Raw genomic sequence first — 11,109 nt, forward strand, 5'->3', positions numbered from 1 at the left:
GAGAAATGTGTAATGGGAGACTTGTGCTTTATCGGATTGTCTTGTCCTGAAATAGGTTTACACAACAGTAAACAAAAATGGAAAGATATTCAAAGACCTATGGGAGTAAGTGGCAGAGCCAGTACAGTGAGGAGTTTAAGCGAAAAATTTGCCAGGAATATTTAACGGGAGATGAAGGCCTGAGCTTTCTTGAGCGGAAATATAATTTAGGGAATAGCCGGATTTCAGCCTGGTTAAAATCGTTTGGCCTGGAGAAAAAAAGGCCGGTTTATGTATCTTCGTGTATCATGCCAGCAAAGAGAGATCCGGACATCCAGCCTGAAGATAGTGCATCAGTTAAGTTGCTAAAAAAGCAACTGGAAGATGCACTTCTGGAAAAGGAGCTTTATCGTAAAATGATAGAGGTTGCTGAAAGAGACCTGAAGATCAATATCCGAAAAAAGTCCGTTACCAAGTAATCCGTGAGACTAAAAACAGCTATCCCAGGGTAAGCCTTGGAAAGTGCTGTTGTTTACTTGGTATTACCCGACAAGCTTATTATCAACACTTTTGGCAGGCAGAAGCAATTAGTTTCGAACAGGAGATTATATTAAATGAGGTAAGGTATTTAAGGGCTATACATCCCGCTATGGGAGGCAGGAAGCTCTATGTCTTATTACAGGCGTTTTTGCTTGAGCATCAAATAAAGATGGGCAGGGATGCTCTTTTTGATCTTCTTGCTGCACATCAGTTATTGGTACGGAAGAAAAGGCGAAGGGTTTATACCACCCAATCTTTTCACTGGTTAAAAAAGTATCCCAACTGTATAAAAGAAATAATCCCTAATAAAGTAAATGAGATATGGGTATCAGATATAACCTATTACAGAACAACTCAGGGCTTTGTATATATAAGCTTTATCACAGATGCATATAGCAGGAAAATTGTTGGTTATCATGCTGCAGATACATTAGAAGGTGTTCATACATTAAGCGCTTTACAAATGGCCCTCAAAGAAAATAGGCAACCAATAACCGGCTTAATACATCATTCAGACAGAGGTGTTCAATATTGCAGTTATGATTATGTAAAGCTATTACAGGACAACAACATAATCATTAGCATGACCGAGAATGGTGATCCTTTAGAAAATGCTATTGCCGAAAGGATTAACGGAATTATGAAACAGGAATACCTGGAACATCAGAGCCCGAGTACCAAAGAAGAGGTAATGGAACTATTAACCATGTCTGTAAAAAGCTATAATAACCAAAGGCCACACATGAGCTGTAATATGCTCACCCCTGAGTTTGTGCATCAAAATAACATAGAAGTGGAGCGAACATGGAAAAGTTATTATAAACCTCAAAATGTGATTTTGTAAAGCTATTTTAGGATTAATTAATATTGTAAACGTATAACAGGATTTAGCAGTTAAACTGTAAACTTTTTTTAGGACGAGACAGATAGGGCACAAGTCATCCACCCTCATGCCAGCCACACAAGACTTGCGCCAGAAAAGTGAAAAAGAAGCTTATCAAACCGATTGCAAAGCAAAGCTTTAAGCCTTCGGCTTTCCGCTTTAAGCTAAAATCAACCGTTAATCCAGGTAAACTTATACTCCAGCATTGGGTTTTTCATGCGCTCGGCTACACGCAGTAAGCGGGCCGGAAGGTTTACCACATAATCGCGGGCCTTTTCGCCGGCTTCGTCCAAACCTGTGATACTTTCGATATGCCAGTCGGTCAAAAGCTCTTTCAGGATATCCACATAGTCGATAGCTGTATAGATCCCCAAACGCTGTGCGGCATCGGTGAAGTGACCAAAAGTTTGACCAACCTTTAAACCAACCTCGCGCAAGAAGTGGGCAGGCATTACAATCTTTTTACGCATCATATCCTCAAAAGCTACCATAGCCTCACTTGGATCTACCTCAAATATTTTTTCGATAAAGTATTTGTAAGCTTTAGCATGGCGGGCTTCGTCGGATGCGATAACACCACACATTTTTGAAAGCAGCGGATCGCCGTACTTTTTAGCCTGTGATGCTACACGACGGTGCGAAACATTGGTTGCCAGCTCCTGGAAAGAGGTATAGATAAAGTTACGGTAAGGATCATGACCGGTACCGATGTCAAAACCATCGGAGATGAGGTATTGGGTGGAGATCTCCATCATGCGCATATCCACACGACCAGACAGGTACAGGTATTTGTTAAGCAGGTCGCCATGGCGGTTTTCTTCACCGGTCCAGTGGCGGGTCCATTTCATCCAGCCGCCCTCTTCATTGTCAGATACCCCTTCAACCATGGTAAGCCATGATTCGTAAGTAGGCAGGGCCTCTTCGGTAATAGTATCGCCAATTAAAACGGCGATCAGATCATATGAAAGGCCCGCGGCGCTTTCCTGCAATTCCTTAATTTCAGTAAAGAATGAGTCCCTTGAAGAATCGGGCAAAAAATCAGACGGCTGCCAGATGGTATCAATCGGTTTCAGGTATTCATGTATCTTTTCTAACATGAACTTTTCGATATGCACCATTACTTCTCTGCGCTTTTCTTCAAAAAATCTCATAACTGTATATTAGTGAGCAAAGGTAATAAAATTGTAACATTAATGTTTAAAATTTCACTGTACGGCGCTAATTGCGTCTTTCATACACAAGGGCAAATTTCTTATAACCGGCCTGCCGTTAACCAGTGAAAAACTACTGTTATAATCCCAAAGCATGCCAAAAATATCAAGCTCTTTTAAAGCCTTGCGTACAGATTTAATAACGGCGAGGGCTATGTGCATCGGCATATTTGTTATAGACGCTTTACACACCACAATAATGGGCACATTATATTTCAGGGCCCGTTTTTTATAATTTGCTATTTATCATTTATAGATTGTTCGTTACCATCTCGCAGGTACGTCCGGTAATTGCTTTGGCCGCGGGTATTTTTTGCTTTTGGATTAAGTGCAGGAAAATTTTCCGCATTGTATGGAAATGATACCCCGGTGGCTGAAACCTGGTCACCTAACCGGCTTGCGCCCTGGTGAATAAAAAAGAAAGGCTCGTATAAGTGAAAATTGCAGATGATATGGTTATCGGCCACCTTACAACCTGCTTAGCTCATAGATGCTGTTATAGTTTGATACACTTACAATCAGGGTGCGCTGTTTATCAAACCTACGGACAAGCATAACAATGTTATACACGGCAACTTTCCACAGTTTGGGGCTAATATGGGGCGGCTCATTATTAGATCTCAAAAAACAGGTTATTATAATCTGCGTTTTTATACCTTTTAGTTAATTTTAGCCACAAATCAATTGTTTGCGGTGTTTCTGTGAGATAATTATTGTCGCCTAACCTGCCATAATGATAATCTGTCACCTGCTTCAATCCATAAGCATTGCATCGCTTAGCAACTTTATCCATATTAGGTAAATAGTCGCGCTGTTGTTATAAGGCCAAAAGAAGTGAAAGCCACGGGCAGCCTAATACTTTTAAAGCCCAGCTTTTTGAACAGCAGAAAATCGGATTTTTTTAATGGCGTTTGGGCCGCTGAGCTTTCGTTCCGGATTTGCGCAAGCCATAAAATACTGATGCCCTTGCTTAAACTTTGGCCCGGTTTAAAAGCGACCTTCCGAACTTACCGGGGAATTGGACGGCTTTTTGCAACGGCGTTTATTACTGTTGGCAACAGTAACAACAAACCTGTTTAAATTATCGTATAACGAATATTTTTGTCTATCAATATTAAACGGAGTTAATTTAAACAGCGGCCTTAATTTTTAATTACAATTCAAGATAACAAATAATGTTTGTTCAAATTACCAACGAAGAATTAATTAGAGAGACCTCCAAAAAAGCATGGTACCAAACCAATAATATAATCTGGACAATTATATTCCTGTACCCTCTTTTTAGTATTGTTGATTTTATTTACGCTACAAACTATTGGCTGCAGTTTTTTATTATCCGCATTATAACTATCCTTATTATATACGGCCTGTTCAGCTATTTTCAGCATAAACAATTTAGTTACCGCATATTATTGCATATCAGTTTCTTTATGCTTTCGGTAACGGCAGCTATATTATGCAACCTGGTAAACATTCAGTTCCTGACCATTTATTTTATGCTGTTTGCTACCACCCTGCTATTTTTTAACCTGCAGGTTTTTTGGGAGCCTTTAAACTCCATCATCCAAACCTTAATGGCACTATTGTTACTGGCCATTTTCTTTAACCTGCTAAGCGAATACAACCTCGACCTGGTTTTAAGTAACGGCGGGCAGATCTTTTTTATCATCTCGGGCATCTCCTGCTTAATACCCGGGGCGCGTTATAAGGTGATCCAGCGTGAAGTACGCGCGCAGATCATGATCGAAAAATCAAACGAACAGCTTAAACAGCAAAACAAGGATATCAACGAAAAAAATAACCTCATCGATCATCAGTATGAGCAGCTCCGCAAGCTCGACAGCCAGAAGAACAGCTTTATCAATATTGCCGGGCACGACCTTAAAAACCTCATCGGCTCTATTATAATGAGCAACAACATGATCAGGGAGGAGGATTTCAGGCTCAGCACCGACCAGAAAGAATTTGTGGGCTACATCGCCGAATCGGCCGATAAGATGCAGTATATGCTTAACAAGCTGATGGATGTTAAGGAGATCGAATCGCCGGATATGAAATTCAACATGGAGATCTTTGATATCAACGTTGAAGTGATGCATGTTTTTAAAGGCTTGTACGAAACAGCCCTGATGAAAAACATCCACCTGGTTGATAATATCCTGAAGCTGCCCCTCAACGTACGGCTCGACAAAGTATTTGCAGGCCAGGTGTTTCAAAACCTGCTATCAAACGCCATCAAATTTTCGCAAACCAATAACAGCATTAAGGTAGTAACCAGCCTGCAGCGTCAGCGTTTTGTTTTCGAGATCATTGACGAAGGTATAGCCATAGGCCAGCAGGAGCTGGACATGATGTTCAACAAGCTTAAAACGCTTAACGATACGCACGGCGTTACCGAAAGCCGCCTGGGTTTGGGCTTATCAATTGCCAAGCTGATGACCCAGGAAATGGGCGGCGAGCTCAGCTACCGCAGCGATGACAACGGCAATTATTTCAGAGTAGAATTTTACGTAATAAATTAATATTGATATCAATGAATAAGTTTTTTACCTTATTAGCCTTTATCCTATTATTCAACACGGCTTCGCAGGCCCAGGGCAACAGTATTGCATCCTTTAAAGCCTACGGCCATGACGATGAGGTGGTATACGGCATGAGCGGCGCTATTTCATTTTACTTCAAGGTCACCCCTTTGATTGAAATGAATGGCAGTAAACTGGTTTTATTTTTTGAACCGTCGCAGGCATTGATAAAATCGCATTCGTACATTAACCTGGTTATTAATAACAAACCGGCATACAGCAGCCGCCTGGGCCCCGATTCTATCCAGAAGATCACCCTTAACCTGAGCCGTGCCGACCTGAGCCCCGATAAGTTCCTCAAGATCCAGATTAAAACCCTGCTCACCATTACCGACGACCAGTGTAAAGACCTGGATAACCCGGCGATGTGGTTAAGGATCAAAAACTACTCATACCTGTCGCTGGTTAAAAGCAATAAAAACTTTTTCGATAACGTAAATATCAGCAACTGCTTCGACTCCAAAAAAGCTATCGTTTACCCGTCAAACCCAAGCCTGCATGACCTTAAAGCTGTAGCCTGGGCCTATTCAAGGTTAAAAAAGACCCAAACACGTGAAATTGCCGTTTACGAAGAAAGCAAACTGCCCGACAGCGTTCGTAACTACATCAGGGTAGGTGCCATTGATAAATTACCTGCCGATGCGCGCGCATTGGTAAAAGTTACCCCGCAAAATACGCAGGGTTTATTCTACCTGCATAAATCAGTAAGCCTGCTCACTGATACCATTGTGCACATGGTTGATGTAAAAGGCCGGTTTGTGCCGGTTAAAACCGTAACGCAGGAGCAATCGCCCAAAGAGGTGCTGTTTGTTACCGGCGGCGATGATACAGGTTATGAAAAGGCCATCACCGCCCTGGGCAACATGAACATCCTGAACTCAACCTATGGCGATTACCTGCTGATCAACAAGGCCGAGAACACCTTCTTTAAAACTATCGACGAAAACCGGTCAAAGCTATCCTTAAAGCAAATTGGCGGCGTGAGCGACTTCCTGTCGGGCATTGGCTCATTAAAAAGCGCTTACAGCTTTAAAAACAGTGATTTCAGCTTCACCCCTAAAGAAGTGGAGATCCGTTTTGTTGCTAATTACAGCGGCCTTGCTCCCGGCGACCGTGGTTTCTTCAACATATACCTTAACGGTTTGCTCATCAGCAGCGAAAAACTGGATGCATCGGGCAAGCTGAACAGCTCTATCACCATTAACCGTTATCAGCACCATAAATACAACACGCTGGAGGCCGAATTCAGGTTTTACCCTACCAACGGCAACTGTAAAAACAGCTTCACCAACTTTTTTGCCGAAGTTGACGTTGACAAATCATACCTCGAATCAAAAAACCCCTTCATCACCAGCGACCTGAGCTTTTACCAGTATCCCGAGGCCTTTAACAACGGCACAACCAAAATTGTAGTAAGCGAGGAATACGCCAAATATGCCGCCGGTGCTATGGGCGAGATCATTTACGAGCTTAACAATAACATCAACGCCAATAACTTCCCCGAGTTTGTTTACTCTAAAGATTTGAAGCCAACTGATCTGAAGCAATACAATATCATAGCCCTGCTATCAAAAGATGATAAAGTACTTAAGGAGTTTCGCGATGCCCCTATCCAGTTCGACAGGAACTTCAGGCTGTACAACACCGATAATAATACCCCGGTTTACGCGCTTTCGGATACGGTATCAAACGGCCTGGCGCAAATCTTTTACGGCGTAAGCAACAATGCTACCCTGGTGCTTACCGCTACCGGCACGCATGTTTCTGAAGCTTTTTTGGCGGTATCCAAATCCATTACCGAGCAGCTTTCAACCCTGTCAAGCAACGTTTGTATCTCGGATGTTAACTCCAACAAGTACCTGTTCAACATCAACAAATCCAGCGAAAACCTGGAGTACATCGATACCAAGAGCGGCCTTACCCGTTTCTGGGACAGCTATAACCTGTACATTTTGCTGGGCATCCTGATCCTGATCCTGCTTTCGTTCCTGTATGTGCGGTCAAAAGTTCAAAAATCGCAGGATCTGTTTAACGATTAATACCTCACCCTGCCCTCTCCAAAGGAGAGGGTTTTAAGAAAATGAGGCTAAGGCATCATCATAAATACAATGACAAACCGCCTGCCCTCTCCAAAGCAGAAGGCTTAAAAAAAGCTCCCTCTCCTTTGGAGAGGGCGGGGGGTGAGGTTATAAAACACCTAATATGGATACATTGAGTATTTCTGTTCCTGAAATTTTGGTTGCCCACGGATTTATTTCGCCGGCCGACCAGGAAAAGATCCATGCTTTTTCGGAAAGATCGGGTATGTCATACCTCAAAATAGCCCTTAACTTCGGCTATGTTTCCCGCAAAAACTATGAACGCGCCTTAGGCAACGCGGGCTACCACTTTGCCGAAATCCGCCAGGAAGCCTTCGACCAGAAAATCCTCGACCAGGTTGACCTTAAATTTGCCAACGACCAGCTGGGCCTTCCCCTCCGCATCGAAAACAATAAGGTGGTTACCGTTATGGCCGACCCCGGCAATGAACTTTTCCTTGACTTTGTAAGGTTTACTTATGACATGGAACCTGAAGTTATCGTAGCATCCGATTTGGAGATCACCTGGCTAAGCCACAAGCTTACCGGGCAAAAATATGTGAAGGCATCCGTTTTCGAGCTCCTTAAGCGCGACCCAAAAAGCTCGGCCTCAACAACGTTCACCACATCGCAGCTTGTTTTCATTTTTGCCTTGTGGGGTATTACCGCCATCGGCCTGTTCCTCAACTTCAAAAACGTATCCATCACCATTAACTTAATCATCAGTTCGTTTTTCCTGATAGCTATCATCTTCAAACTGTTTTTGGCGCTGGTAGGCTCCCGGTTTGAGCTGCACCAGGCCGTCACCAAAAATGACCTGCGCACTATCGTAAACGAGGAGCTGCCCGTATACACCATCCTGCTGCCCGTTTACAAGGAAGATAAGCTGATCAAAAAACTCATCTGGAACCTGCAAAGCCTCGACTATCCGCGCGAGCAGCTGGATATCAAACTGCTTATTGAAGAAGATGATGATAAAACATTAAACGCCGTAAAAAACCTCGATTTCCCCGCTGTGTTTGAAGTTATTGTGGTGCCTTTCCACATGCCTAAAACCAAGCCCAAGGCGTGTAACTACGGCCTGCATTTTTCGAGGGGCCAGTACCTCACCATTTATGATGCCGAGGATATCCCCGATACCGATCAGCTTAAAAAAGTAGTGGCCCTGTTTAACAAGCTGCCCGAAAACTATATCTGCATCCAAAGCGCCTTAAACTACTTTAACCGCAACGAAAACTTCCTTACCCGGATGTTCACCCTCGAGTATTCGTACTGGTTTGATTATATGCTGCCCGGTTTGGATACGCTGGATATCCCGATCCCGCTTGGCGGCACCAGCAATCACTTTAAAATGGACGCCCTGATTGAGCTTGGCGCCTGGGACCCCTTTAACGTAACCGAAGATGCCGACCTTGGCGTACGCGCCTATGCCAAAGGCTATAAGGTGGCCATAGTAAACTCCACCACATACGAAGAAGCCAATAATAACTTCTGGAACTGGATCCGCCAGCGCTCGCGCTGGATCAAGGGCTACATGCAAACCTACCTGGTGCACATGCGCAACCCGCCGGCCCTCATTCGTAAAATAGGCTTTCGCGGTTTCCTGGGTTTTAACTTTTTCATCGGCGCCACATCAGCCACCTTTTTAATTTACCCGGTGCTGCTCATCATCTTTATCTGTTACCTCATATTTGATTTTTCAACCATCCGCAATTTGTTTCCGGACTGGGTGCTGTTCATGTCGATATTTAACCTCATGGTGGGTAATATCCTCATGATCTATATCAACATGATGGCCGTATTTAAACGCCGCTATTTCGAGCTCATTTTGTTTGCCATAGCCAACCCGGTTTACTGGCTCATGCACTCGGTTGCAGCCTATATGGGCCTGTACCAGCTCATCACCAATCCGTTTTACTGGGAAAAAACCAACCACGGTTTAAGTAAGGTTAATAACCCCACAAACGTTATTAAATGAAAATTGCCAAAAGTACATACCTGTTTATATTTACCCTGGTGCTGGCAGCCTGGTACCTGGTTATCGGCGTATACCTTAACCACTTAGGCTATTATAACCAAGAAAGCCTTTTTTATGTCGAAAAAACAAAGATCGTGTTTGAGGGGCTGGGCAACCGCCTTAAGGTAATGGGCTTAACCGCCCCGCTGCTGCCCTTTTACTCCTCGCTTATATTTTCGTCAATAAACAGTTACCTCGCCCCGGTCATCGCATCGGCGCTGGGTACGGCAGGCTTCTTTTATCTTATTTCGCGCTCGTTTGTTATCAGGGTGAAGGATGATTTCTACCTCATCATGGTAGCCATCCTGTTCCTGCTGCACCCCGGTATCATTTACATGGCCTGCTCGGGCAAGGCCATTTACCTGGTAGTGATCTTCGTGTACCTGTTTTTCCTTAACCTGCTTAAGTTTTACCGCTCAAACACCACGTTCCACGTATCCATAGCCAGTATGTGTTTGGTATTGCTCATTTTTTGCGATTACCGCTTCATCTGGCTTACGTTGTTCTTTATTCCGCTGGTGCTGTCCATCACGCTGGCCAGCCTAAACCTGGGCGAAAAGGAATCCATTTTCAGGCTGTTCATGAGCTTTAACAGTCCGTCGTTAAGGCGCAAGCTTATTAATAAAACCTTCGCTATTTACGTGATCCTGTTTATCCTGCCCGTGGTATCGCTGGTTTGCTATAAGCTGCTTAACCAAACCCACGCCAGCGACTATAATTACTTTATGGAAAGCCCCCTGGCCACCTGGAATGTACTGGTCGATAAGCTGAATTACGACACCGCCGCCACTGCCGTGAACTACCAGCTGCCCGAGCTCAGCATCCTGGTATCATTAAGGGTGATTTATTTTTGTCCGCTGATACTGTTTGGCCTGTACCTGCTGCGCGAAAGCACTTATCATGTGCTAACCGTACTCACCTTGTTTGCCTTTGTTGAGTTTTTGCACATTAAGTATGATAAGCTTTTCCTCACCTACCAGTACTACCTTATATTTTTATTTGTGGCGCTGCTGTGTATCATATTTAAGGTGCGTACCATTAAAAATACGCTGGCCCTTAAACTGGGCCTGGCCTTGGTAATGGTACTGCAGCTGTATACCGGCTACACCTTTTTAACCAACTCGCTCATTACCGACGAGCGCCGCTTCATCACCACCCTTAGCCGGCTGGAGCCCAATACCGATCAAAACGAAAGCAAAGAAATAGCAGCCTACATCAATAGCCTGCCCGATGGTACGCACATCCTCATGGACGATGCCGTATCATACCCCATTGTGGCCTTTACCAACAATATCAAAAAACTAACCCTGCCCTACCAGCTCAACTCGTTCCTGTCGGCCATTGAAACCCCTTACAAATACGACGACTATATCCTGATAGCCACCCCCAAAAACCCCTTCACCGGCTACACCCAGCTCAGCGACCGGTACATCCCCGAAATCCGCCGCCTCAACAGCGGTGTAAACTACAAACGCGCCTACGAAACCGACGGCTGGATTTTGTATAAGGTTGTGACGTTGCAGTAATCAGTTTGCAGTTAGTTTTTTAGTGGCAGTGGCAGCTGCAGTTGCAGTGATAGTGGCCTGTCACCCTGAGCCTGTCGAAGGGTCGCGCGCAGAGGCCTACCTACCCATGACATAATAAAATTAAGGTCACGCTGAGTAAATTAAATCCGGAGCGGATTCCGAAGGTGAAATGACATCTCCGCCATCCGTCATGCTGAACTTGTTTCAGCACCTCACATGCTAAGTATACTTCATGCGGCTTGTCCTGTGGGTTCCCGAAACAAGTTCGGGATGACGTCATTTTATAAACTTGT

General features: G+C 44.1%; 10 protein-coding genes. 6 read left to right on the top strand and 4 right to left on the bottom strand.

The window, feature by feature from the left end; all coding sequences use genetic code 11:
- Window positions 1-77 precede the first annotated feature (77 nt).
- Together ACEN82_RS20385 and ACEN82_RS20390 are read left to right on the top strand one after the other, a co-directional pair.
- Window positions 78-458: a hypothetical protein gene (locus ACEN82_RS20385; protein WP_413323135.1), complete on the top strand. Its 381-nt coding sequence runs from the start codon at window positions 78-80 to the stop codon at window positions 456-458.
- Window positions 458-1,363, top strand: coding sequence for an IS3 family transposase (locus ACEN82_RS20390; RefSeq protein WP_495644148.1), 906 nt, complete (start codon window positions 458-460; stop codon window positions 1,361-1,363). The genes ACEN82_RS20385 and ACEN82_RS20390 overlap by 1 nt, the downstream gene beginning before the upstream one ends.
- Window positions 1,364-1,572: 209 nt before the next feature.
- Here ACEN82_RS20390 and ACEN82_RS20395 read toward each other — a convergent pair whose 3' ends face one another.
- The 4 genes from ACEN82_RS20395 to ACEN82_RS20410 all read right to left on the bottom strand — a co-directional run bounded on the left by ACEN82_RS20395 (window position 1,573) and on the right by ACEN82_RS20410 (window position 3,406).
- A complete protein-coding gene (locus ACEN82_RS20395; protein WP_091172035.1) occupies window positions 1,573-2,553 on the bottom strand; it encodes an acyl-ACP desaturase in 981 nt (326 codons plus the stop codon).
- A gap of 54 nt (window positions 2,554-2,607) precedes the next feature.
- Window positions 2,608-2,775: a hypothetical protein gene (locus ACEN82_RS20400; protein ID WP_413323058.1), complete on the bottom strand. Its 168-nt coding sequence runs from the start codon at window positions 2,773-2,775 to the stop codon at window positions 2,608-2,610.
- 77 nt (window positions 2,776-2,852) lie between these two features.
- On the bottom strand, window positions 2,853-3,080 hold the full coding sequence (locus ACEN82_RS20405; RefSeq protein WP_413323059.1) for a hypothetical protein: 228 nt from the start codon (window positions 3,078-3,080) through the stop codon (window positions 2,853-2,855).
- A gap of 146 nt (window positions 3,081-3,226) precedes the next feature.
- Window positions 3,227-3,406: a hypothetical protein gene (locus ACEN82_RS20410; protein WP_413323060.1), complete on the bottom strand. Its 180-nt coding sequence runs from the start codon at window positions 3,404-3,406 to the stop codon at window positions 3,227-3,229.
- Between the two features lie 382 nt (window positions 3,407-3,788).
- Between ACEN82_RS20410 and ACEN82_RS20415 the strand changes: the two genes are divergently transcribed.
- From ACEN82_RS20415 to ACEN82_RS20430, 4 genes are all read left to right on the top strand, one after another.
- A complete protein-coding gene (locus tag ACEN82_RS20415; RefSeq protein ID WP_188834780.1) occupies window positions 3,789-5,135 on the top strand; it encodes a sensor histidine kinase in 1,347 nt (448 codons plus the stop codon).
- An 11-nt stretch (window positions 5,136-5,146) separates the two neighbouring features.
- Window positions 5,147-7,234 (top strand): cellulose biosynthesis cyclic di-GMP-binding regulatory protein BcsB, encoded by a 2,088-nt coding sequence (locus tag ACEN82_RS20420; RefSeq protein WP_413323061.1) that lies wholly within the window; start codon window positions 5,147-5,149, stop codon window positions 7,232-7,234.
- A gap of 163 nt (window positions 7,235-7,397) precedes the next feature.
- A complete protein-coding gene (locus ACEN82_RS20425) occupies window positions 7,398-9,251 on the top strand; it encodes a glycosyltransferase (RefSeq protein WP_413323062.1) in 1,854 nt (617 codons plus the stop codon).
- Window positions 9,248-10,816 (top strand): hypothetical protein, encoded by a 1,569-nt coding sequence (locus ACEN82_RS20430; protein WP_413323063.1) that lies wholly within the window; start codon window positions 9,248-9,250, stop codon window positions 10,814-10,816. The genes ACEN82_RS20425 and ACEN82_RS20430 overlap by 4 nt, the downstream gene beginning before the upstream one ends.
- The last annotated feature ends 293 nt before the right edge of the window (window positions 10,817-11,109 follow it).

This window comes from Mucilaginibacter sp. Mucisp73, assembly GCF_059491465.1.

What these genes read in the sequence shown, in the direction of transcription:
- ACEN82_RS20385 (WP_413323135.1), top strand. Translation starts at nt 78, where the DNA reads ATGGAAAGATATTCAAAGACCTATGGGAGTAAGTGGCAGAGCCAGTAC.
- ACEN82_RS20395 (WP_091172035.1), bottom strand. Translation starts at nt 2,553, where the DNA reads ATGAGATTTTTTGAAGAAAAGCGCAGAGAAGTAATGGTGCATATCGAA.
- ACEN82_RS20400 (WP_413323058.1), bottom strand. Translation starts at nt 2,775, where the DNA reads ATGCACATAGCCCTCGCCGTTATTAAATCTGTACGCAAGGCTTTAAAA.
- ACEN82_RS20410 (WP_413323060.1), bottom strand. Translation starts at nt 3,406, where the DNA reads ATGGATAAAGTTGCTAAGCGATGCAATGCTTATGGATTGAAGCAGGTG.
- ACEN82_RS20415 (WP_188834780.1), top strand. Translation starts at nt 3,789, where the DNA reads ATGTTTGTTCAAATTACCAACGAAGAATTAATTAGAGAGACCTCCAAA.
- ACEN82_RS20420 (WP_413323061.1), top strand. Translation starts at nt 5,147, where the DNA reads ATGAATAAGTTTTTTACCTTATTAGCCTTTATCCTATTATTCAACACG.
- ACEN82_RS20425 (WP_413323062.1), top strand. Translation starts at nt 7,398, where the DNA reads ATGGATACATTGAGTATTTCTGTTCCTGAAATTTTGGTTGCCCACGGA.
- ACEN82_RS20430 (WP_413323063.1), top strand. Translation starts at nt 9,248, where the DNA reads ATGAAAATTGCCAAAAGTACATACCTGTTTATATTTACCCTGGTGCTG.